The sequence below is a fragment of the Cellulomonas phragmiteti genome (assembly GCF_016862775.1).
In the GTDB taxonomy this organism is placed as follows: Bacteria; Actinomycetota; Actinomycetes; order Actinomycetales; family Cellulomonadaceae; genus Cellulomonas; species Cellulomonas phragmiteti.
Genome location: NZ_BONP01000029.1, coordinates 1 through 23,086 on the forward strand (window position 1 = coordinate 1; position 23,086 = coordinate 23,086).

Consider the following 23,086-nt stretch of genomic DNA (forward strand, 5'->3'; position numbering starts at 1 on the left):
TGCCGGCCGTCGCGGTGCCGGGGGAGTCCAAGTTCACGCTGGAGGCCGGCGGCAACGCAGCACCGTGGCCGACCTTCCTGCTCGACGACGTGCTCGTGACGCGGCCGGGCGTACCGGCTGCGCCGACGACCGTCCTGGCGGCGACCTTCGACGACGGCACGCTGGGTGTGCTGCAGCAGAGCGGCAACCCGACGTACGGCTACGTCGACGAGGGTGCCGGCAAGGCGCTGAGCGTCGCAGGGCGTGCGAACTCGTGGGACTCCGTGGCCAGTGCGGCGGGCGTGTTCGAGGCGGGCGTCGAGTACACGCTGAGCGCCCGCGTGCGGCTGCCGCAGGGTGCCGTGCCGACCGAGGCGCGCTTCACGGCGTTCAACGGTGCGACCGGGCCCGACGCGGCGTACGCGTGGGTGGGCAACACCCCGGTCACGGCCGACGCGTGGACGACGATCACCGGGACCTACACGCTGCCGGCCGTCGCGGTGCCGGGGGAGTCCAAGTTCACGCTGGAGGCCGGCGGCAACGCAGCACCGTGGCCGACCTTCCTGCTCGACGACGTGCTCGTCACCCGCGCCGCCGACGGCCCGGACCCGGTCGACCCCGTCGACGTCACCGTGCTGAGCTCGGGCTTCGAGACCGGGCTCGAGCCGTGGGTCGGTCGACCGGCTGCGGCCAACGCGACGCGCACGACCGCCGACGCCCGCACGGGCACGGCCTCGATGCTCGTCTCGGGCCGCACCGCCACCTGGCACGGCGCGCAGACGCCCATCGCCCCGATCCTCGCCGAGGGCGGCACCTACCGGGTCTCCGCGTGGGTGCGGCTGGCCCCGGGGCAGGGCACCGACACCGTCAAGATGACCGTCGCGCAGACCCCCAGCGGGTACGTCACCGCCGCCGACGAGGTCACCGTGACCGACGCCGCGTGGGTCGAGCTCACCGGCACCTACACGCGCGCCGTCGGCGTCACCGGGGGCGACCTGTACCTCGAGGCCGCCGGCGCCACGACGAGCTTCCTCGTCGACGACGTCACCATCGTCGGCCCGCCCGTGCCCACGGGTCCCGGCGACGGCTGGACCCCGGACCTCGAGGGCTTCGTGCCCGGGGGTGCGGTCGACCCGACCGCCACGCCCGTGACCACGGCCCGTGCGGTCGACGGCGCGACGGGTACCGCCGCGCTGACCTTCGACGACGGCCCCAACGGTGCCGACACGGCCGAGCTGCTGGACGTGCTGGCCGCCCACGACCTGGTCGCGACCTTCTGCGTCATCGGCCAGAACGTCACGGCACCCGGGGGTGCCGCCACGCTGCGGCGGATCGTGGCCGAGGGGCACACGCTGTGCAACCACGGCACGTCGTACGCGGACATGGGCGCCTGGACCCGGGCGCAGGTCGAGACGGACCTCAAGGCGAACCTCGCCCTCATCCGCACCGCCCTCGGTGACCCGAACGCCCCGGTGCCCTACTTCCGGGCGCCCAACGGCTCGTGGGGCCGGACCGCGTCCGTGGCCGTCGCGCTCGGCATGCAGCCGCTCGGCGTGGTCAACACCATCTCCGACTGGGAGCCGCTGGACGAGGCGACGCTCACCGCGAACCTGCGGGCCGCCATGAAGGACGGCGAGATCGTCCTGGTGCACGACGGCGGCGGCGACCGCGCCGCCTCCGTCGCGGCCACCAGGACCGTGGTCACCGAGCGTCTCGCCGCAGGCTGGGCGTTCACGCTGCCCGCCGGCGGCGCCGACGGTGCGCACGTCCCGTCGGGCAGTATCGACGCCGACTTCGAGGACGGCACGCTGCAGGGCTGGACGGGCCGCGACGCGGGCAACGGTCCGCCGACCGTCGAGGTCGTCTCCCCGGGTCGTGCCTCGCAGCACGCGGCGCGGGTCTCGAACCGCACCGGTCAGGGCCAGGGCCTGCAGCACGACGTGGCGGGCGTCTTCGAGGCCGGCGCGACGTACGACTTCTCGGCGTGGATCCGGTTCGAGGGCGTCCCGGGCGACGTGACCCTGAGCGCCCACGTCGACGGGTCCTACCCGAACCTGGTGCAGCTGCCGGGCATGTCGAACGACTGGGTGCAGGTGTCCGGCACGTTCGCGATGCCGCCGTACACGACGTCGGCGCAGGTCTACTTCGAGACCGCGTGGGCGCAGGGCGGCCCCGGCAACACGTCCACCTTCCTCGTCGACGACATCACGTTCACCCAGCGGCCCGACCCGGTGATCCAGGAGGACCTGGCGCCGCTGTTCGACTCGGTGAGCGTGCCGCTCGGCGTGGCCATCGACTCGCGCGAGACGCAGCGCTCGGCGGCGCGTCTGCTCGACAAGCACTTCGAGCAGGTCACGGCCGAGAACTCCATGAAGCCGGAGAACTGGTACGACGGCCGCACGTTCGCGCCCAGCGCGGACACGAAGGCCGTCATGGACCACGCGCGGGACAACGGCCTGCGGGTGTACGGCCACGTGCTCGTGTGGCACGCGCAGACGCCGGCCTGGTTCTTCCAGGACGACGCGGGCCAGGCCCTGCCGGTCGGCGCCGCGAGCGCCGAGATCGTCCGGCAGCGCATGGAGGACCACATCGAGAACGTGGCCCGCTGGATCGCGCAGGAGTACGGGGACTTCGGCTCGCCGACCAACCCGGTCGTCGGCTGGGACGTCGTCAACGAGGTGATCTCGGACCAGAACCCCGACGACGGCATGCGGCGCAGCGACTGGTACAAGTACCTGGGCGAGGAGTTCGTGGACCGCTCGTTCGAGTACGCCGAGAAGTACGTCAACGGCGTGTACCTCGCGCCGGGGGCGGACCGGATCCCGCTGTTCATCAACGACTACAACACCGAGCTGACGAGCAAGCAGGACCGGTACTTCGCGCTGGTGAACCGGCTCCTCGACCGCGGCGTGCCGATCGACGGCGTGGGCCACCAGTTCCACGTCTCCCTGTCGGTGCCCGTCGCGTTCCTCGAGGGTGCGCTGGAGCGCTTCTCCGGCCTGGGCCTGCTGCAGGCGGTCACGGAGTTCGACGTCACCACCGGCGCCCCGGCGACGCAGGCCCTGTTCATCGAGCAGGGCTACTACTACCGGGACGCGTTCGAGGCCTTCCACCGGTACGAGGACCAGATGTTCTCGATCACCGTGTGGGGCCTGTACGACACCCGGTCGTGGCGGAACTCCAGCGGCGGGCCCCTCGTGTTCGACGAGGGGATGCAGGCGAAGCCGGCGTACTACGGCATCGTCGGTGCCGAGCTGCCGGCGCGGATCCGCACCGCCACCTCGTTCGCCGGTGACGTGGCGCTCGACGCGCGCGCCGCCACGGACATCGCCTGGCAGCAGCTGCCGCTGCACGACGTCGACGGCCAGGTCGGGTTCCAGACCCGGTGGGCCCCCGACCACCTGACGGTGCACGCGGCCGTCCAGGACCGGTACGACACCCTCGAGGTCCAGGTCGGTGACGACACGTACGCGTTCTCGCGCACCGGGACCGGTGACGTCGAGGGGGTCGTGTCCGACACCGCCGACGGGTGGACCGCCGTGGTCCACGTGCCGGTGAGCGCGGCGCTGGGCGACGTCCTGCCGTTCGACGTGCGGGTCGTCGACGGCGGCACGGTGGTCGGCTGGAACACGCCGGGTCACCTCGGTGACCTGTCGCTGGTCGAGCCGCTGGCGACGGTCGAGGTCGCCCGGGCGACCACGGCACCGGTCGTCGACGGCGCCGTCGACGCCGTGTGGCAGGACGCGGCCGCGGTCACCACGGACACGCAGGTCAGCGGCACCCCCGGGGCGACCGCCACGGTGCGGACCCTGTGGCAGGACCGGACGCTCTACGTCCTGGCCGACGTGGTGGACTCCACCCCGGACACCTCCGCGGCCGCCGCGCACGAGAGGGACTCGGTCGAGATCTTCCTCGACGCGGGCAACGTCAAGAACGTGACCTACCGGTACGACGACCTGCACGTGCGGGTCGACGCGACCAACGGCGTGACCCTCGGGCAGGGCGATCAGGGCTTCCACCTGGCACGCATCGAGTCGGAGGTCGTCGCGACCCCGACGGGGTACCGCGTCGAGGTGGCCGTCGACATGCTCGACCAGTACGTCGGCGTGGGCACCTTCCACGGCCTGGACGTCCAGGTGAACGACGCAACCGACGGCGCCCGGACCTCGGTGCGGACGTGGGCGGACCCGACGGGGCTGGGCCACCGGTCGCCGCAGCGGTGGGGCGTGGCGCGTCTGGTGACGTCGCTGACGCCGCCCGTGACGGGTGCCGAGCCGTCCTTGTCCCTGTCGCTGGCCGCCGTCAAGGCCGGCGGGTCGGTGCCGGTCGGCCTGGCCGGGTTCACGCCCGGTGACACGGTGACCGTCGCGCTGGGCGCGGGTGCCACGGCCACGGGCAGCGCCGGTGGTGTCGGTGCCGCGGTGGCCGCACCGGCGGGGACCACCCTGCTGGGGTCGGTCGTCGTGGGTGCCGACGGCGCGGCGTCGCTGACGGTCACGATCCCGGCCGCGACGCCGGCGGGCACGTACCGCGTCGTGGCGGCCGTCGGGGGCGACGTCCTCGCCGAGGGTGCCCTGACCGTCCTCGCGGCGGACGCGGCGTCGGTGGCCGTGCCGGGCGCGACGCCTGCCCCGACGCCGGGGGCCACCCCCGCGGCCGGCGGCAACCTCGCCACCACGGGCGCCGGGCTCGGCCTGGGCCTGCTCGCCGTGCTGGTCCTGCTGACGGGCACCGTGCTCACGGTCGTCCGTCGTCGCGGCCACCTCGCCCCCGAGGTGGGTCGCACGCTGCGCAGCTGACGCAGCGAGCCCCGGGGCCGTCTCCCCGGGGCGCACGCACGGAGCCCCACCGGCAGGTACCCCCCTGCTCGCCGGTGGGGCTCCGTCGTGCGCCGGAGCCCGTGGCCGGTCACCCGGTGGGGCGACCGGACGGAAACTTTCGGTATCGATTCTGCAACCATCTGAGTGTCCCGCGCTCCCACCCCTGGTCGTCTGACCAGTTTGCTGCGTACGGTGGCCGCGCGATTTCAGACTTTCTGCGCGCAAAGGAGCGTCAATGGGTCGGACCCGGCACCGCAGGGTGCTCGAAACTATCGGAGTCGGGGTAGCGACAGCTGCACTCGTCGCCGCACCGCTCGTGGCCATCGGATCCGCGGCAGGTGCCGCAGAACCCCAGGTGGTCTACGACCTCGACTTCGACGACGACTCGACGGACCCGTGGTTCCCCAGCGGCGTCCCGGAGGTCGACTACGTGGACGCCGACGGGGGCCGCGCACTCGCGGTCCCGGACCGGGCGCAGGACTTCGACGGCATCGAGTCGCCGGAGTTCACGACCGTGGCCGGCGCGACCTACACCCTGTCCATGCGGGCGAAGCTCGCGGACGGCACCGACGGCACCGCCGACATCCGCTTCGTCGCGAAGCCGGAGTACACGTGGATCGGGAACACCACGATCTCCGCGGACGGCTGGACGACGGTCACCGGCACCTGGACGCCCGCCGACGCGGCGTCCCGGAGCGTGTACATCGGCACGTCGGCGCTGTCCACGTCGGCGGACCCCTACACGTACCTGGTGGACGACCTGCGCGTCACCGCGGTGCTCCCGGACGCACCCCCGCCGGGTGACGGCACCGACCTGTCGTTCGACTTCGAGGACGGCACCACCCAGGGCTGGGAGCCGCGCTCCACGGAGCAGGGCGCCCCGAACGTCGAGGTGACCACCACCGGCGGGCACGAGTCGGACCGCGCCGTGCGCGTCTCCAACCGCGTCCACCAGGGCCAGGGTCTGCAGTACGACGTCACCGGGGTGCTCTCCGCGGGGACGACGTACCAGTTCTCCGCGTGGCTCCGGTTCGAGGGCACGCCCGGCACCATGACGCTGAGCGCCCGCACCGAGACCGGCGGCACCAGCTCCTACGGCAACCTCGTCTCGATCACCGGGGTCACGGAGGAGTGGACGCGGGTCAGCGGCAACTTCTCCCTGCCGTCGTACGAGACGGCGGCCGAGATCTACTTCGAGACCGCGTGGGACGGCGGCAACGCCGGCAACACCTCGACGTTCCTCGTCGACGACGTCTCGATCGTGAGCCCGACCCTGGCCATCGAGAACCTCCTGCCGCTCAAGGGCGAGGTGCCGTTCCCCATGGGCGTCGCGATCGACAGCCGCGAGACCATGGGTGTCCCGGCCCAGCTCGTCGAGCGGCACTTCAACCAGTACACGGCCGAGAACCACATGAAGCCGTACGCCTGGTACGACGACGCGCGCAACTTCCGGATCGACCCGCAGGCGACCGCGATCATGGACACCGCGGTGGCCAACGACGCCGGCGTCTACGGCCACGTGCTCGTCTGGCACAGCCAGAACCCCGGACAGACGGCGGCGGACCCGGCGACGGGCACGCCCGCCAACCCGGGCTGGATGTTCTTCGGTGACGACGGCGAGCTGCTCACCAGCAGCCCGGCCGACCAGGCGGTCCTGCGGGACCGGCTGCGGACGCACATCTTCGCCGTCGCGGAGAACCTGCACGACACCTACGGGGACTTCGGCTCGGACGGCAACCCGCTCGTCGCCTGGGACGTCGTCAACGAGGTCGTCTCCGACGGCGCCGAGAACCCCGACGGGCTGCGACGCTCGGCGTGGTTCAACATCCTCGGCGAGGACTTCATCGACCTCGCGTTCCGGTACGCCGACGAGGCGTTCAACGACGTGTACGCCGCGCCGGGCGAGGACCGCCCGGTCATGCTCTTCATCAACGACTACAACACCGAGGAGTCCGGCAAGCAGGGCCGCTACTTCGCGCTCGTCGAGCGCATGCTCGAGCGCGGCGTGCCGATCGACGGCGTGGGGCACCAGTTCCACGTCAGCCTGACGCGGCCGATCAGCGACCTGCGGGCCGCGATCGAGCGCTTCGAGGCGCTCGACGTCCTGCAGGCCGTCACCGAGCTCGACGTCGCCACGGGCACCCCGGTGACCGACGCCAAGCTCATCGAGCAGGGCTACTACTACCGGGACGCCTTCGCGCTCTTCCGGGAGAAGGCCGAGACGCTGTTCTCGGTGACGGTGTGGGGCCTCAACGACGGTCGCAGCTGGGTCAACGACAACGGCGCCCCGCTGCTGTTCGACGACGCGCTGCGCGGCAAGCCGGCCTACTACGGTGCGGCCGGCCTGGACCTGCCCACGCCGATCCGCACGGCCAACGTGTTCCGCGGCGAGGTGGCCCTGGACGACAACGCCCTGACGGCCGTCGAGTGGATCCAGCTCCAGCCGCACCTGATCGGCGAGGAGGGGCAGAGCGGGGCGTTCCAGCTGCGCTGGTCGCCCACCACGCTGACCGTGCTCGCCCAGGTCACCGGGGACGCCCCGGGGCTCACGCTGCGCGTCGGGGACTCGACGTACGCGTTCGCCCGGGACGGCTCGGGTGACGTCGAGGGCGTCGTCGGCGACGTCGACGGCGGCTGGGTGGCCGTGATCCACCTGCCGCTCGAGGGCGCTGCCGAGGGTGCGACGGTGCCGTTCAACCTGGTCGTCGACGGCGGCGAGGGCTGGACGGACCCGGACGCCACCGGGACGCTCACCCTGTTCGAGGAGCTCTCCTACCTCGAGGTGCCGTACGCGGCGGCGGACCTGCCCGACGTCGACGGCGAGATCGACGACGTCTGGCTGCCGGTCCCGGCGATCGTCACGGGCAAGCAGGTCTCCGGCGCGAACACCGCGACGGCCGAGGTCCGCACCCTGTGGGACACGAACCGCCTGTTCGTGCTCATGGAGGTCACCGACCCCGACGTCGACCTGACGGGCAGCGACCCGTGGATCCAGGACTCGGTCGAGATCTACGTCGACGCCGGGAACGACAAGAACGGCGCCTACCTGCCGACGGACATGCAGCTGCGCGTCAACGCCGACAACGTCGTGTCGTTCGGCACGGGTCCGGCCGGCCAGGAGGACCGCGTGACGTCCGCGACGTCGCGCACCGCCACCGGCTACGTCGTCGAGGTCGAGATCGACATGTTCGACCTCGGTGTCGCCGACTCCGTGCACGGCCTGGACTTCCAGGTCAACGACGCCACCGGCGGCTCGCGCATCGGCATCACCAACTGGGCCGACCCCACGGGTCAGGGCTACCAGTCGACCGCCCACTGGGGCGTCGGCCGGTTCGTCGAGGGCCCGGTCGAGCCGAGCGGCCCGTCCATCTCGCTGGGTGCGTCCCAGGTGAGCCCGGGACAGGACCTGCAGGTCGCGCTGTCCGGGTTCGAGCCCGGCGTCGAGGTGGCGATCGTGCTCGGGTCGGGCGTCACCGCCTCCGGTGCGGTCGGCGGTCCGGGCGCGGCGGTCGCGCCCGAGGGCACGACGCTGCTCGGCACGGTGGAGATCGGCGTCGGCGGGACCGCGGTGGCCACGGTCACCGTGCCCGCGGCGACGGCTCCCGGCACGTACCTCGTGGGTGCGGCCGTCGACGGGGACGTCCTGGCGGACGCCACCCTGACGGTCGTCGCCGCGGCACCTGGTGCCGGGCCCGGCACCGGCGGCGGTGCCGGTACGGGTGCCGGTGCGGGCACCGGTGCGGGCGCGGGTACGAGCGCCGGCACGGGTGGCGGCCTGGCCGTCACGGGTGCCGGTCTGGGCCTGGCCGGCCTGGCGCTCCTCGTCATCCTCGCCGGCATCGCGCTGGTCGTGGCGCGGCAGCGCGGGATGACCCTCGAGGGGGTGCGCCAGACGCTGCTGCGGCGCTGATCCGCAGCGGTGGGCCGGGGTGACACGTCACCTCACCCCGGCCCGCGCGGAGCCCCGCCGGCTGATCCCCCCCGACAGCCGGCGGGGCTCCGGCGTGCCCGGGGGCCACCGTCCGCGCACGGGGTCGACGACCGCAGGTCCCGCGACGCCGCGGGTCGTGACCCGGCCACATGCCCTAGCGTGTGCGCGTGCCGACAGACCACGACGCCCTCGCCGAGCCCGTCCTCCCCGGCGACCCGGGCCCGGAGCCCCTCGCCGTCACCCGCCTCGTCGCCGTCGCGCTCGACGAGGACCTCGGGCCGGCGCCGGGCCGCGACGTCACGACCCAGGCCACGGTCGACGCGTCCGCCCGGGGGCGCGCCGACGTCGTCGCACGTCAGGGTGGCGCCGTCGCCGGGCTGGTCGTCGTCCCCGAGGTGCTCGACCAGGTCGCCGACCGGCTGGGCCTGGACCGCGTCGCGGTGACGTGGCACGTGCGCGACGGCGCCGTCGTCGACGCCGGCACGGTGCTCGCCTCGCTCGAGGGCCCGACGCACGTGCTGCTCGTCGCCGAGCGCACGCTGCTCAACCTCGTCTCGCGGGCCTCGGGTGTCGCGACGCACACCCACCGCTGGACGCGTGAGCTGGCGGGGACCGACGCGCGGGTGCTCGACACCCGCAAGACGACACCCGGCCTGCGGGCGCTCGAGAAGTACGCCGTGCGGTGCGGGGGCGGCACCAACAAGCGCATGGGCCTGTACGACGTGGCCATGGTCAAGGACAACCACGTGGTCGCCGCCGGGTCGGTGCGCGCGGCGGTGCGGGCGGTCCGTGCGCGGTTCCCCGACGTGGCGGTGCAGGTGGAGGTCGACCGTCCCGAGCAGGCCGACGAGGCGCTCGACGCGGGTGCCGACTTCCTGCTGCTCGACAACATGGACACCGCGACGCTCGCGGCCACCGTCGCGCGGGTGCGGGCGCGTGAGGGGGCCGCCGGCCACGTCGACCTCGAGGCCACGGGCAACCTGACCCTGGACCGCGCGCGCGAGGTGGCGCTGACCGGCGTCGACTACCTGTCGGTCGGCGCGCTGACCCACTCGTCGCCCGTCCTCGACGTCGCGCTGGACCTCGACCCGCGGTCGGTCACGGCGCCGCCGTCCGCCTCGTCCGCCGCTCCGTCGACCGCCGAGGAGCCGGTGCGACGCCCGTAGAATCATCCGGTGACCGCACGCACCGATCCCGCCCCCCCGTCGCCGGACGTCGACCCCGCGGCGACCGCCGAGGACGACGTCCCCGAGCAGATGCGGGTGCGCCGGGCCAAGCGGGAGCGGCTCCTGGACGCGGGCGTCGAGGCGTACCCGGTGTCCGTGCCGCGCACGCACACGATCGCGGAGGTCCGCGACGCGTACCCGGACCTCGAGCCGGGCACCGAGACGGACGACGTCGTGGGCGTCGCGGGTCGCGTCGTGTTCCTGCGCAACACCGGCAGGCTGGCGTTCGCGACGCTGCAGGACGGCGCCGGGACCCGGCTGCAGGCGATGCTCAGCGAGAAGGAGGTCGGCGCCGACGCGCTGGCCTCGTTCAAGGGCGACGTCGACCTGGGTGACCACGTCTTCGTGCGCGGCCGCGTCATCGCGTCGCGCCGCGGTGAGCTCAGCGTGATGGCGGACGAGTGGCGCATGGCCGCCAAGGCGATCCGGCCGCTGCCGAACCTGTACGAGGGCACCGGCATGTCCGAGGAGGCGCGGGTCCGCCAGCGCTACGTGGACCTCATCGTGCGGCCCGGCGCGCGCGAGATGGTGCGGCTGCGCTCGGCCGTCGTGCGGTCGTTGCGGGAGAACTTCTACCGACGCGGATTCCTCGAGCTCGAGACGCCGATGCTCCAGGTCCGGCCCGAGGGTGCCGCAGCGCGTCAGTTCGAGACGCACATGAATGCCTTCGACATGGACCTGTACCTGCGGATCGCCCCCGAGCTGTTCCTCAAGCGGGCGGCCGTCGGTGGCGTCGAGAAGGTCTTCGAGATCAACCGGAACTTCCGCAACGAGGGCGTCGACTCCACGCACTCGCCGGAGTTCGCGATGCTCGAGGCGTACGAGGCCTACGGCGACTACGACACGATGGCCGCGCTCACGCAGGACCTCGTGCAGACCGCGGCGCGCGACGCGCTCGGCACCACGGTCGTCACGCTCGCGGACGGCAGCGAGTACGACCTGGGCGGGCAGTGGGACACGCTGACGATGTACGGGTCGTTGTCGCGGGCCCTGGGCGAGGAGATCACGCACGACACGTCCGACGAGCGCCTGCTGGCGCTGCTCGCGGCGGCGGAGGTCGAGCTGGCCCCGTCGCAGCGCAACCACGGCAAGATGGTCGAGGAGCTGTGGGAGCACCACGTCGGGTCGACCCTGTGGGCGCCGACGTTCGTGCGGGACTTCCCGGTCGAGACGTCGCCGCTGACCCGTGACCACCGCACGGAGCGCGGCCTGGTCGAGAAGTGGGACCTGTACGTCCGCGGCATGGAGCTGGCGACGGCCTACTCCGAGCTCGTCGACCCGGTGGTGCAGCGCGAGCGCTTCGAGGCGCAGGCGCTGCTGGCGGCCAAGGGCGACGACGAGGCGATGCGGATCGACGAGGACTTCCTCGCCGCGATGGAGCACGCGATGCCCCCCTCCGGCGGTATGGGGATGGGGATCGACCGCCTCCTCATCGCCATGACCGGTCACGGCATCCGTGACACGATTGTCTTCCCGCTCGTGAAACCGCAGGCCTGACCGTTTTATTGATGGAGGACTCGTGAACGAGTGGGGTGCAGTTCTGGCAGCGTTGCTGCCCTCGGTCGGTGTGGGGTTGATCTTCTGGTTCGCGATGCGGGCGATCATCAACGCCGACAGGTCGGAACGTCAGGCGCTCGCGCGTGCCGACGCGGACGACGCCCGAGCCGACGAGGGATCCTGAGAATTCCCTGTTCCGTTTGACGTGAACAATCCGCGGGTGCGACAGTGTGCGCGTCAGCAATTTCCCCACGCCCGGGAGCATTCCATGGCACAGAAGGTGCAGGTCCTGCTCGTCGACGACGTCGACGGCGGGACGGCGGACGAGACCGTGACCTTCGGTCTCGACGGTGTGACGTACGAGATCGATCTCACGTCCGACAACGCCGCGAAGCTGCGCGACGCGTTCGCGCAGTGGGTCGCCAACGCACGCAAGGTGAGCGGCCGGTCCTCCGGTCGCTCGGCGGGCCGCTCCACGTCCTCCTCGACGCGCTCGGCGCGCTCGAACGAGGCGCAGGAGGTTCGCGAGTGGGCGAAGGCGAACGGCTACCAGGTCTCCGAGCGGGGTCGCATCTCCGCCGAGGTCAAGAAGGCGTACGACGACGCGCACTGAGCGCGACGTCCCGTGTCACGTCGGGGAGGCGTGACGCACACGGAGGGGCCGGCACCGTCAGGTGCCGGCCCCTCCGTCGTCCCCACGACCGCCCGGGCCGGATCGCTCTCTCACGGCTTGCTGCCCCACCCCACCGGGGGGGCGTGAGAGTGCGATCCAGCCCGCCCGCATCGCCCTCTGACGGGCGTGCTCCCTCACCCCCAAGGGGCATGGCTGCCTACCCCCACGGGGCGTGAGAGTGCGATCCAGCCCGCCCGGACCGGATCGCACTCTCGAGGGCCGATGCCTCACCCCTCTGGCGTGAGAGTGCGATCCAGCCGGGGTCAGGCCGGGCGGTCGACCGTGAGCTCGCGCGCCGCCGCGTACTGCTCGCGGACGAACGGCGTCGGCTCGCCCGTCATGACCTCGGCACCGGACGACGCCGACCACGCCGGGGGCGTGTCCGAGCCCGAGAGCACCCACGCGGCCTGGCGCGCGGCACCGTCGGCGACGTACTCGCCGGGCGTCGGCACCAGCACGTCGAGCCCCATGACCGACGGGATGATGTGGCGGACGGCCTCGGACTGGGCGCCGCCGCCGATGAGGAACACGCGCTCGACCGGCACGCCCACGGCGCGCATCGCGTCGATGCCGTCGGCGAGCGAGCAGAGCATGCCCTCGACCGCGGCGCGGGCGACGTGCGCGGGCGTCGTGTTCGCCAGGCGCATGCCGTGCAGGGCGCCGGTGGACATCGGCTTGTTGGGAGTGCGCTCGCCCTCGAGGTAGGGGATGTGCACGAGGCCGTCGGCGCCTGCGGGCGCCGACAGCGCGAGCTGCGAGAGTCCCGGGTGGTCGACGCCGAGCATGCGGCAGGCGGCGTCGAGCACGCGCGACGCGTTGAGCGTGACCGCGAGCGGCAGGTAGGAGCCGGTCGCGTCGGCGAACCCGGTGACCAGTCCCGTGCCGTCCGCGATGGGCGCGGACGAGATGGCCGACACCACGCCGGACGTGCCGAGGGACACGGCGACGTCGCCGGGCAGCAGGCCGAGGGCGATCGCCGCGGCGGCGTTGTCCCCGGCGCCGGGCCCCAGCACCGGCTTCAGCGCGAACGCCGGCGCGACGGGCCCGGCCTCGTTCGCGGCGAGCACCCGCGGCAGGCGCGGCACGCTGCCGAGCGCACGCTCGAGCAGGTCCGTGCGGTAGTCCTCGGTGAACGGCGACCAGTACCCGGTGCCCGACGCGTCGGACCGGTCGGTGACCAGCCCGTCGAACCCGACCTCGGCCATGCCGCCCGCGAGCTTCCAGGTCAGCCAGTCGTGGGGGAGGGCCACGGCGGCGACGCGTGCGGCGTTCTCCGGCTCGGCGTCGCGCAGCCAGCGCAGCTTGGTGACGGTGAGGGACGCGACGGGCACGGAGCCGATCGCCGACGCCCACGCCTGGGCACCGGCGACGACGTCACCGTCGCCGAGCTCGGTGATGAGGTCGACCGCGGCCTGTGCGGAGCGCGTGTCGTTCCACAGCAGCGCCTCGCGGATGACCTCACCCTCGGCGTCCAGCACGACCATGCCGTGCTGCTGCCCACCGACGCTGATCGCCTCGACGTCGTCGAGCCCGCCCGCGTCCGCGATGGCCGCCTGCAGGGCGTCCCACCAGTGGTGGGGGTGGACCTCGGTGCCCTCGGGGTGCTTGGCGCGCCCCTGCCGCACGAGCGCGCCCGTCTGCGCGTCCCGCACCACCACCTTGCACGACTGCGTGGACGAGTCCACACCTGCCACGAGCGTCATCGCGTGTGCTCCTTTGCGCCGGGTGCCCGGGGCTGCCGGGCATGAGGTGTCCGAGCGGGGACGCCCCTGGACCGCTCGGACGTCGGGTGCCGGGGACGGGCGACGCCCGGGGAGCGCGAGGCTCCCCGGGCGTCGGGTGGTGCGTGGGTCAGCCGCGCGCGCCCATGGCGTGCTCGACCGCGAGCTGGTTGAGGCGCACGAAGCCGAAGCCGTGCTTGGCGACCTCGTCGGCGTCGAAGTCCTCGAACGCGGAGCGGTCCGCGAGGAAGTCGGCGAGCGTCTCACCCTCGTTGAGCGTCGGCTTGGCGAGCTCGAGGACGCCGGCGGCCTCCATGGCCTCCTGGACCTCGGGGTCGGCGCGGAACGCCTGCGCCCGCTCCTTGAGCAGGATGTACGTCGACATGTTGGCGGCGGCCGAGGCCCACACGCCGTCGAAGTCCTCGGTGCGCGAGGGCTTGTAGTCGAAGTGGATCGGGCCGGTGTACTTCGGGCCGCCGCTGGGGAAGCCGTTCTCGACCAGGTCGACCGTCGCGAACGCGGAGAACAGGTCGCCGTGGCCGAAGACCAGGTCCTGGTCGTACTTGATGCCGCGCTGGCCGTTGAGGTCGATGTGGAAGAGCTTCTCGGCCCACAGCGCCTGCGCGAGACCCGTCGTGTAGTTCAGGCCGGCCATCTGCTCGTGGCCCGTCTCCGGGTTGAGGCCGACGATGTCGCCGTGCTCGAGCTTGGCGATGAGGCCCAGCGCGTGCCCGATCGTCGGGAGCAGGATGTCGCCGCGGGGCTCGTTGGGCTTGGGCTCGATCGCGATGCGCAGCCCGTAGCCCTTCTCCTTGATGTACGCCGCGACGGTGTCGATGCCGTCGGCGTACGCCTGGTGCGCGGCGTAGAGGTCCTTGGCGCTGTCGTACTCGGCGCCCTCGCGGCCGCCCCACATGACGAACGTGTCGGCGTCCAGCGACGCGGCCAGGTCGACGTTGCGCAGGATCTTGCGCAGCGCGTAGCGGCGCACGCGGCGGTCGTTCGACGTGAACGCGCCGTCCTTGAACACGGGGTGCGTGAACGTGTTGGTGGTGACCATCTCGACCGTGATGCCGGTCTCGGTCAGCGCGCCGCGGAAGCGGTCGAGGATCTTGTCGCGCTCGGCGTCCGAGGAGCCGAACGGGACGACGTCGTCGTCGTGGAAGGTCACGTGCGACGCGCCGAGCTCGGCGAGCTTGTGCACGGACTCGACCGGGTCGAGCCACGGGCGGGTGGCGGCCCCGAACGGGTCCTGCGCGTTCCAGCCGACGGTCCAGAGACCGAAGGAAAACCTGTCGTCGGGGGTGGGCTTGCGAACCATGGAGGCCTCCGCGTCGAGGGGGTGCCGGGCGCGCGTCAGTCGAGCGACCGGGTTTTGTTCTCGGGATGAATTTATCCCCGGCAGTCGCTAGGGTCAAGCCATGTCGAGGGTGGAAGGCGAGTCGGGCGCGGTCGCCCGCGACGTCGCCGACGCCACCCCCGTCGACCCCGGCACCTCCACTCTCGCCGACGGCCCCCGGACGCGCGAGGGGCGGGCCGCCGAACGCGTCCCCGACCGCGCGCGCGCCGCCCGGCAGGCGCAGATGCGCACCCACAACCTCTCCGTCGCGCTCGCGCAGATCGTCGACGCCCCCGCGCCGCCGTCGCGGGCCCAGATCTCGGCGGCGACGGGCCTGGCCCGGGGGACCGTCACGGGCCTCGTCGACATGCTGATCGAGGGCGGCCTCGTGCGCGAGCTCGACCCCGTGGTCGTCGCGCGCGCCGGTCGGCCCGCGGTGCCCCTGGTCCCGGCGCCGGGCCGGGTGGCCGGCGTGGGCATGGAGGTCAACGTCGACTACCTGGGCCTGCGCGCGGTCGACCTGGCGGGCGGCGTCCTCGTCGAGCGCGTCGAGCACCTGGACCTGCGCGGCAGCGACCCGGACACCGTGCTCGACCGGCTCGCCTCCCTGGCCGCGCCCGTGCTCGCCGGCCTCGCGACGGACGGCGTGCGCGTCGCGGGCACCGCGCTCGCGCTGCCCGGGCTCGTCGACCGGATCACCGGCCCGCTGCGCTACGCCCCCAACCTCGGCTGGCGCGACGTCGACGTCGTCGCCCGGCTCGCAGCGCACCCCGTGCTGGCCGACCTGCCGCCGCGCGTCGCCAACGAGGCCAATCTCGCCGCGCGCGCCGAGGCGCACGCCCGCCGGGGCGCCGTCGCACCGTCCTTCCTCTACGTGTCGGGCGAGGTCGGCGTGGGTGGTGCGCTCGTCCTGGACGGCGAGATCTTCCTCGGCCGGCACGGGTGGAGCGGCGAGATCGGGCACGTCGTCGTCGACGGGGGACCGGACGGCACGCGGCCGGTGTCCCTCGAGCAGCGCGCGGGGCAGGACGCCATCGCCCGGGCCGCAGGGCTGGCCCCCGGTGCACCGTTCGCGGACGTCGTCGCGGCGCTGGCCGCCGGTGACGCCCGGGCGCGCGCCGCCGTGCGGGGTGCCGCGCGCTGGCTGGGCCTCGCGGTCGCGACCGTCGCCAACGTGGTCGACGTCAGCGAGGTCGTCCTCGGCGGCACGTTCGCGCTCGTGTACGACGAGGTCGAGGACGTCGTCGCCGGCGCGCTCGCCGACCGCGTGATCTTTGCGAACTGGTCGTCACCGACGGTCAGCCGCTCGGCCGCGGGCGGCTACCCGGCCATGACGGGTGGGGCGCTCGCCGTCCTGCGCACCGTCGTCGCGGACCCGACCCCCTGGCTCACCCCCACCGCCGGTTCCTGAGGCCCGACCGCCGTCCGGCACCGGGGCGGACAGCCCGCGAGACCGGGCTGAGGTCGCTCACGACGCCCATGAACGACCTCAGCCCGGTCTCGCGAGCCGGCCGTCCCAGTGGTCGGACGCCGCGCCCGGTGCCGCCGGTCGGGGTCGCGGCTGCGTAGGGTCGGCGCGTGAGCGCGACGACACCCCTGTGGATCGGCACCTTCCCGCACGCCGGCATCGGCACCGCGGCCGGGCTCGGCGAGGGGGTGTGGCGCGTCGACCTCGACGTGGTGACCGGCGTGCTCGGTGAGCCCCGGCTCGTCGTCGAGACGCCCGCGCCGACGTTCGTCGCGACGCACCCGTCGGGCCGCTGGCTGTACGCGGTGGGGGAGAGCGTGCCCGGCTCCGTCACGGCGTTCGAGGTCGACGACGACGGTGGGCTCACCGCGCGGGCCACGGTCGCGTCCGGCGGTGCAGCCCCGTGCCACCTCCTGGTCGTCGACGACACGCTGTACGTCGCGAACTACGTCGACGGGGTCCTCGGTGTCGTTCCGTTGACCGGCGACGGCGCGTTCGGCCCCGACGTCGTGGCGTCCGGGCGCCCCGCGCAGACCTTCGACCACGCGGGCACCGGTCCGGACGCCGACCGCCAGGAGGGTCCGCACGCGCACTTCGTCGCGCTGACGCCGGACCGCCGGCACGTCCTCGTCGCGGACCTCGGCACCGACGAGCTGCGCCGGTACGCCCGCGGCACCGACGGTCTTCTGACCGCCGACGGCCTCGCCGCGACGCTCGCCCCCGGCACCGGACCCCGGCACGTCGCCTTCGCCACGGACGGCATGCGCCTGTACGTCGTCGGCGAGCTCGACGCGAGCGTGCACGTGCTGCTGTGGGACGCGGCGACGGTCACCGGGACACCGGTGCAGCGCGTCCCCGCGGTCCCCGCCGACGACCTCGCCGACGGCGTGCGCCGCTCGCCGTCGCACGTCCTGCTCGACGGCGACCGCCTCCTGCTCGGCGTCCGGGCCCTGGGGCTGGCCGGCCCCGACGTCGTCAGCGTGCTCGACGTCCACGCCGACGGCTCCTTGGGTGACCCGCGCACCCAGGCCTTGAGCGGTCCGACCCCCCGGCACCTCGAGGTCGTCCACGGCTGGACCGTCGTCGCGCTGCAGGACGCCCACGCGGTGGTCGTGCACGACGCCCACGGCGCGCAGGTGTCGCGGGTCGAGATCCCGTCCCCGGCGTGCGTCGTAACCGTCGCCCCGCGCTGAGGTCTCCGGCTCGCGCGGTGCTCAGCCGGGGGTGACGACGCCGGACTCGTAGGCGGCCACCACCAGCTGCGCGCGGTCACGCCGGCCGAGCTTGCGCAGCAGCTCTGACACGTGCGTCTTCACGGTCTGCTCGCCGATGCCGAGCTGCGCCGCGACCTCCGCGTTCGACAGTCCTTCCGCCACCGTCGCCAGGACCTCACGCTCCCGCGGGGTGATCCGTTCGATGCCGGGCACCGGGCGCCGGTCGGCCGTGGCGTCCGCGAGGAGTCGCCGGGACACGCGCGGACCGAGCAGCAGGGCCCCCGCCGCAACCATCCGCACGCCTTCGACCAGGCGCGCGGCGGGGACGTCCTTCAGCAGGAAGCCCGACGCCCCGGCGCGCAGCGCGGCGCTCACGTACTCGTCGAGGTCGAAGGTCGTCAGCATCAGGACGGACGTCGCGGGCTGGGCGTCGCGGATGCGGCGGGTGGCCGCGATGCCGTCCAGCCGTGGCATCCGGACGTCGACGCCGGCCACGTCCGGGCGCGTCCGGGCGGCGAGCTCCACCAGCTCGAGCCCGTCGACGGCGGTCCCGACGACCTCGAGGTCGGGAGCCGCGTCGAGGATCGCCCCGAAGCCCTCGAGGACCACCGGCTGGTCGTCGGCGACGACGACCCGCGTCACGGCGCGTCGACCGGCAGGCTGACCACGAGGACGAACGTATCGTCGGCGACGTCGGCGGCGACGAACCCGCCGAGCGCCTCGACCCGCGCGCGCATGCCGGTCAGCCCGTGGGCGGGGCGCACGGTCGTGCCCGCGCCGACGGGGTTGGTCATCCGGAAGCCGGCGAGCCGGGAGTCCCCGTGCACCTGCACCCGCACGGGCGCCCCGGGGCGTGCCGTCGCGCGTTGGTCAGCCCTTCCTGCACGGCGCGGTGCAGGACGTGCCCGACCCCGGCGTCCGTCTGCGGCCAGGTGCCCTCGACCGTGACGCTCTGCCCGGCGGTGCGCGCCGCGGCGACGAGCGCGGCGACGTCGCCGCTGGGCAGCGGCGCGAGCGGGGCGTCGTCGTCGCGCCGCAGGACGGTGAGCACGTGCCGCAGCTCGGCGAGCGCGGTGCGGGCGTCGTCGGCGATGTGCGCGAAGGTGGCGGCGGCCCGCGGGTCGAGGTCGGGCACGCTGAATGGTGCGCTCTCCGCGCGGACCGCGACAAGCGAGACGTGGTGCGCGACGACGTCGTGCAGCTCGCGGGCGAGGCGCGCACGCTCGGTGACGGACGCGGTGGTGACGACGGCGTCGTGCGCGACGGACTCGGCGTCGCGCGTCCGCGCGGCGGATGCTCGCAGGACGTGGCCGAGCCAGGCGGCGAGGACCACGGCGCCGGTCGGGTAGGCCGCCAGGCCCAGTCCGGCGAGGAGGCCGTCCGTCCCGCCGGCGGAGCCTCCGGGACCGGACGGGAACAGCGCGTCCCAGGACCCGACGTGCCAGACGACGGCCAGGGCGCCCGCCGACGCCCACGGGAGGATCGCCGGCCACGGTCGTCGTGTCGCGACGACGACCGCGACCGCCGCCAGCGCCAGCCACGACGACGCGAGCACCGTCCCGTAGAGCGGGAGCAGGACGAACGGGACGACGGCGGCGCCCCAGGCGACCCAAGGGGCCCGCGGTGCGAGGGCGACGGCCGCGACGCCGAGCAGCCCCGCGCACGTGGCGACCAGACCGAACCACCGCTGCGGGTCGGACGCGGTGACCCACACCGGGGAGGGGTTGTACGCGGACGGTCTGCCGTACACCGTCTCGGGCAGCCACAGCGGCGTCGCCGCGAGGAGCGCCGCAACGGCGACGGCGAGGGCGACGGCGAGGACCCGTGTCAGGAGCACCGTGTGGTCGGTCCGTCGCCAGCGGTCGACGAGCCACACCACGGTGGCCGGTGCGGGAGCGGGCCGGTCGACGGTCGTCGAGGTCATGTGCTCGATGCTCCCGGGCGACCCGGCACCACGCCCACCCGCCGCAGGGTGATCCGTCTCCCCCGTGCGAGGGACGCGCGTCAGCGCCTCCCGGGCGGCGCGAGCGCCATCTGCAACGCCGCGGCGACGAGCGCACCGCGGTCCGTGCCCGGCGGCAGGGCCTCGGCGAGCTGGTCCGCGCCGACGGCGGCCGCGAGCGAGACGACGGCTCGGGCGCGTGCGACGTCCGCGGGCAGGCCGAGCTCGACGAGCAGGGCGGTGACGTGCTCGACGCGCCGGGCGGTGACGCGCCGGACGGCGTCCTGCACCCCCTCGGCAGCAGCCTCCAGGTACAGGCGGCGCTCGCCCCCGCGGCCGGCCGTGCGGGCGGCGACCTCGGCGAACAGCGCGGCGAGCCGGTCGCGGGGCTCACCGCCGCCGGCGGTGCGGGCGATCACGTCCTCGGTCTGCTCGGCCTCCCAGCGCTCGACGACGGCGTTGACGAGGGCCCGCCGGTCGGCGAAGTGCCAGTAGAAGGAGCCCTTGGTGACACCCAGGGCGCGGGCGACGGCCTCGACACGCACACCCGTCAGCCCCTCGGTGCGGAACGTCGCGGTCGCGGCGTCGACCCACTGCTCGCGCGTGACGCGGGGGGCGCGGGCTGACGTCGGCACGACCGTACGCTACCGTACGGTCAAACATGCGCCCCCGTACGGAAGGTCCCCCGATGACCGCCGCACCCTCGTTCGTCTCCCTCGCCCTGCGTGACCTGCCGCGCCCCGACCACTGCGACGTCCTGGTCGTCCCGCTGCCGCCCGGCGCCACCACCGACCCCGCCGCGTGGGCCCGCGAGGTCTTCGACGTCCGGCGGGGACCTCGCTGGGTCGCCGTCCTCCTGGGCCTGCGCCAGGCGGCCGTCGGGCTCATCGGCCTCGCACCTGCCCCCCGCGACACGTTCACCGTGCGCGAGGTCCAGGGGGAGGAGGCGCTGCTCGCGTTCGACGACCGCCACCTCGACTTCCGGGTCGGGGTCGCCGTCGACGCCGAGCAGCGCCTGCTGCGCGTCACGACCGCCGTGCGCCTGCACGGCCGTCGCGGGAGGGTGTACTTCGCCCCCGTGCGGCTCGCCCATCCCGTCGTCACGGACGCCCTGATCCGCTCCGCCGTCCGGCGCCGCACGGCACCGTCGCCGGAGTAGCGTCACGCACGGGCGGCCCGCAGCCGCCCACCGGCGTCGTCGCGGTCGAGGAGCTCGCATGTCGCACCTGCACGTGGTCCCCGTCCCGGAACCGGGCGCGTCCTCGTGAGCGGGGGGCCGGCGCTGACGACGTCGCAGGTGTGGCGGACCGTGGCCCGCCAGCCGTTCGTCGTCGTCGGGATGGTCAACCGCCGCGGCCAGGGACGGACCGTCGGCGTCTCGCCCGCCGTCCACGGCGGCGACCTGTGGATCGCGGTCGCGGACGACGACTGGAAGACCGCCCACCTGCGTCACCAGCCGGAGGTGTCCGTCACGGTCCCCGTCCGGCGCGGCGGCCTCCTCGCGCTCGTCGCGCCCATCCCCCCGGCGACCGTCACCTTCTCCGCGACGGCGTCCGTGCTGCCGGCCGACCACGCGCCCGACCCGGTGCGCCGGCGTCTGCTGCGCGGCCTCAAGGTCTCCGACGACGTCCTCGCGGCGACCGTCACCGTGCGCCTCACGCCCCACGGCGACCTCGTCACCTACGGGATCGGCGTGCCGCTGCTGCGGATGCTCGACACCGAGCGCGCACGCGGCCGCGTGCCCGCCCCGCCCGGCTGAGCCGACCGGCCGCGTCACCGACGTGACCACCCCCGGTGGCGGGACCGCGCCCCGGCCGGGTCACAATGGGGACGTGACCACCGACCGGGCGCCGCGCGTCGCCATGCTCTCGGTGCACACGTCCCCCCTCGACCAGCCCGGCACGGGCGACGCGGGCGGCATGAACGTCTACGTCCTCGAGCTCGCGCACGCGCTCGCGGCGCGCGGTGCCCGCGTCGAGGTCTTCACGCGCGCGACGCGGTCCGACGTCCCCGAGACCGTCGTGCTCGACGGCGCCGACGCGGCCGGTCGCGCGCTGTCGGCCGCCGGCGCGCGCGACGTCCTGCTCGCCGAGGACGTGCCGCCGGGCGTCACCCCGCCGGTGCTCGTGCACCACGTCCCCGCGGGCCCCTTCGAGGCGCTCGACAAGAACGACCTGCCGGGCGTGCTGTGCGGCATGGCGGCCGGCGTCCTGCGCTCCGAGGCCGCGCGACGCCCCGGCTGGTACGACGTCGTGCACTCGCACTACTGGCTGTCCGGGCAGGTCGGCGCCATCGCGGCCCAGCGCTGGGAGGTGCCGCTCGTGCACACGGCGCACACCCTCGCGAAGGTCAAGAACGCGAGCCTCGGCCCCGGGGACACCGCCGAGCCGAGCGTGCGCGTCGTGGGCGAGGAGCAGGTGGTGGCCGACGCCGACGCGCTCGTCGCGTCGACGCCGGTGGAGGCGCGCGAGCTGGTCGACCTGTACGGCGCGGACCCCGCGCGCGTGCACGTCGTCGAGCCTGGCGTCGACCTCGACCGCTTCCGTCCCGGGCCGGCAGAGGCGCGCGACGAGGCGCGGCGTCGTCTGGGCCTGCCCACGGACCGGCCCGTCGTGCTCTTCGCCGGCCGCGTCCAGCCGCTCAAGGCCCCGGACGTGCTGGTGCGGGCGGTCGGTGCCCTGCGCGCGAGCGGACGGCCCGTGCCGCTGCTCGTCGTGCTCGGCGGCCCGTCCGGGCGGCCGACGGCGGTGCGCGAGCTGCGCGCGCTCGCGATCACGCTCGGCGTCGACGACGACGTCGTCGTCCGCCCTCCGGCGCCCCGGGACGAGCTGGTCGCCTGGTACCGCGCGGCCGACCTCGTCGCCATGCCGTCGCGCTCGGAGTCGTTCGGGCTGGTCGCGGTCGAGGCGCAGGCCAGCGGCACGCCGGTCCTCGCGGCCGACGTCGGGGGCCTGGGCACGGTCGTCGACGACGACGTCTCGGGGCGGCTCGTCGCGGGCCACGACCCCGAGGACTGGGCCGACGTCATCGCCGACGCCCTCGCCGACCCCACACGCCGCGCACGCTGGGCCGTCGGCGCACGCCAGGTGGCCGAGCGCTACGCCTGGACGACGGCCGCCGACCAGGTCCTCAAGGTCTACGCGATCGCGGGCGAGCCCACCCGCTGAACCCCACCGCACCGGGGTGGGTGGGCTGGATGGCTCTCTCGCGACCGGGGGGTTGGGGTGCGGCGGCTGGATTGCTTTCTCGCGCCCGGGGGGGGGAGGGGGTGCGGCG

The 23,086-nt window shown here is 74.2% G+C and carries 17 protein-coding genes; 11 read left to right on the plus strand and 6 right to left on the minus strand.

The window, feature by feature from the left end:
- From Cph01nite_RS16690 to Cph01nite_RS16715, 6 genes are all read left to right on the plus strand, one after another.
- Positions 1–4,778 (plus strand): endo-1,4-beta-xylanase (locus tag Cph01nite_RS16690; protein ID WP_203675824.1); only part of this gene is annotated, 4,778 nt, incomplete at its 5' end.
- A gap of 376 nt (positions 4,779–5,154) precedes the next feature.
- Entirely contained in the window at positions 5,155–8,709 is a 3,555-nt protein-coding gene (locus tag Cph01nite_RS16695; RefSeq protein WP_203675825.1) for an endo-1,4-beta-xylanase, read from the plus strand.
- Between the two features lie 188 nt (positions 8,710–8,897).
- Complete coding sequence (nadC, locus tag Cph01nite_RS16700) at positions 8,898–9,896, plus strand: carboxylating nicotinate-nucleotide diphosphorylase (RefSeq protein WP_203675826.1); 999 nt, start codon at positions 8,898–8,900, stop codon at positions 9,894–9,896.
- Positions 9,897–9,986: 90 nt separating this feature from the next.
- A complete protein-coding gene (gene lysS / locus Cph01nite_RS16705) occupies positions 9,987–11,453 on the plus strand; it encodes a lysine--tRNA ligase (protein ID WP_239069330.1) in 1,467 nt (488 codons plus the stop codon).
- A 22-nt stretch (positions 11,454–11,475) separates the two neighbouring features.
- The gene (locus tag Cph01nite_RS16710) at positions 11,476–11,637 is read left to right on the plus strand and encodes a hypothetical protein (RefSeq protein WP_203675828.1); all 162 of its coding nucleotides are present in this window, start codon (positions 11,476–11,478) and stop codon (positions 11,635–11,637) included.
- An 84-nt stretch (positions 11,638–11,721) separates the two neighbouring features.
- A complete protein-coding gene (locus tag Cph01nite_RS16715) occupies positions 11,722–12,066 on the plus strand; it encodes a histone-like nucleoid-structuring protein Lsr2 (RefSeq protein WP_203675829.1) in 345 nt (114 codons plus the stop codon).
- Positions 12,067–12,389: 323 nt separating this feature from the next.
- Here the strand turns inward: Cph01nite_RS16715 and xylB are convergent, their stop codons facing one another.
- Positions 12,390–13,829 carry a xylulokinase gene (gene xylB / locus Cph01nite_RS16720; protein ID WP_203675830.1) on the minus strand — a complete coding sequence of 480 codons (1,440 nt, stop codon included), beginning with the start codon at positions 13,827–13,829 and terminating at the stop codon, positions 12,390–12,392.
- A gap of 148 nt (positions 13,830–13,977) precedes the next feature.
- The gene (gene xylA, locus Cph01nite_RS16725) at positions 13,978–15,168 is read right to left on the minus strand and encodes a xylose isomerase (RefSeq protein ID WP_203675831.1); all 1,191 of its coding nucleotides are present in this window, start codon (positions 15,166–15,168) and stop codon (positions 13,978–13,980) included.
- A 100-nt stretch (positions 15,169–15,268) separates the two neighbouring features.
- Here xylA and Cph01nite_RS16730 point away from each other — a divergent pair, with 100 nt between their 5' ends.
- Entirely contained in the window at positions 15,269–16,597 is a 1,329-nt protein-coding gene (locus Cph01nite_RS16730) for an ROK family protein (RefSeq protein WP_239069329.1), read from the plus strand.
- Between the two features lie 167 nt (positions 16,598–16,764).
- The gene (locus Cph01nite_RS16735) at positions 16,765–17,847 is read left to right on the plus strand and encodes a lactonase family protein (RefSeq protein WP_203675832.1); all 1,083 of its coding nucleotides are present in this window, start codon (positions 16,765–16,767) and stop codon (positions 17,845–17,847) included.
- A gap of 21 nt (positions 17,848–17,868) precedes the next feature.
- Here the strand turns inward: Cph01nite_RS16735 and Cph01nite_RS16740 are convergent, their stop codons facing one another.
- The 4 genes from Cph01nite_RS16740 to Cph01nite_RS16755 all read right to left on the minus strand — a co-directional run bounded on the left by Cph01nite_RS16740 (position 17,869) and on the right by Cph01nite_RS16755 (position 20,445).
- Positions 17,869–18,510, minus strand: a complete 642-nt coding sequence (locus tag Cph01nite_RS16740; protein WP_203675833.1) for a response regulator — start codon at positions 18,508–18,510, stop codon at positions 17,869–17,871.
- Positions 18,507–18,662, minus strand: a complete 156-nt coding sequence (locus tag Cph01nite_RS16745; protein WP_203675834.1) for an ATP-binding protein — start codon at positions 18,660–18,662, stop codon at positions 18,507–18,509. The genes Cph01nite_RS16740 and Cph01nite_RS16745 overlap by 4 nt, the downstream gene beginning before the upstream one ends.
- Positions 18,659–19,792, minus strand: a complete 1,134-nt coding sequence (locus Cph01nite_RS16750) for a sensor histidine kinase (RefSeq protein WP_203675835.1) — start codon at positions 19,790–19,792, stop codon at positions 18,659–18,661. Before Cph01nite_RS16750 ends, Cph01nite_RS16745 begins: the two co-directional genes overlap by 4 nt.
- Positions 19,793–19,872: 80 nt before the next feature.
- Positions 19,873–20,445 (minus strand): TetR/AcrR family transcriptional regulator, encoded by a 573-nt coding sequence (locus Cph01nite_RS16755; RefSeq protein WP_203675836.1) that lies wholly within the window; start codon positions 20,443–20,445, stop codon positions 19,873–19,875.
- Between the two features lie 53 nt (positions 20,446–20,498).
- Here Cph01nite_RS16755 and Cph01nite_RS16760 point away from each other — a divergent pair, with 53 nt between their 5' ends.
- The 3 genes from Cph01nite_RS16760 to Cph01nite_RS16770 all read left to right on the plus strand — a co-directional run bounded on the left by Cph01nite_RS16760 (position 20,499) and on the right by Cph01nite_RS16770 (position 22,977).
- A complete protein-coding gene (locus Cph01nite_RS16760) occupies positions 20,499–20,969 on the plus strand; it encodes a DUF2867 domain-containing protein (protein WP_203675837.1) in 471 nt (156 codons plus the stop codon).
- A gap of 105 nt (positions 20,970–21,074) precedes the next feature.
- Entirely contained in the window at positions 21,075–21,569 is a 495-nt protein-coding gene (locus tag Cph01nite_RS16765; protein WP_203675838.1) for a pyridoxamine 5'-phosphate oxidase family protein, read from the plus strand.
- Between the two features lie 73 nt (positions 21,570–21,642).
- Complete coding sequence (locus Cph01nite_RS16770) at positions 21,643–22,977, plus strand: glycosyltransferase (protein ID WP_203675839.1); 1,335 nt, start codon at positions 21,643–21,645, stop codon at positions 22,975–22,977.
- The last annotated feature ends 109 nt before the right edge of the window (positions 22,978–23,086 follow it).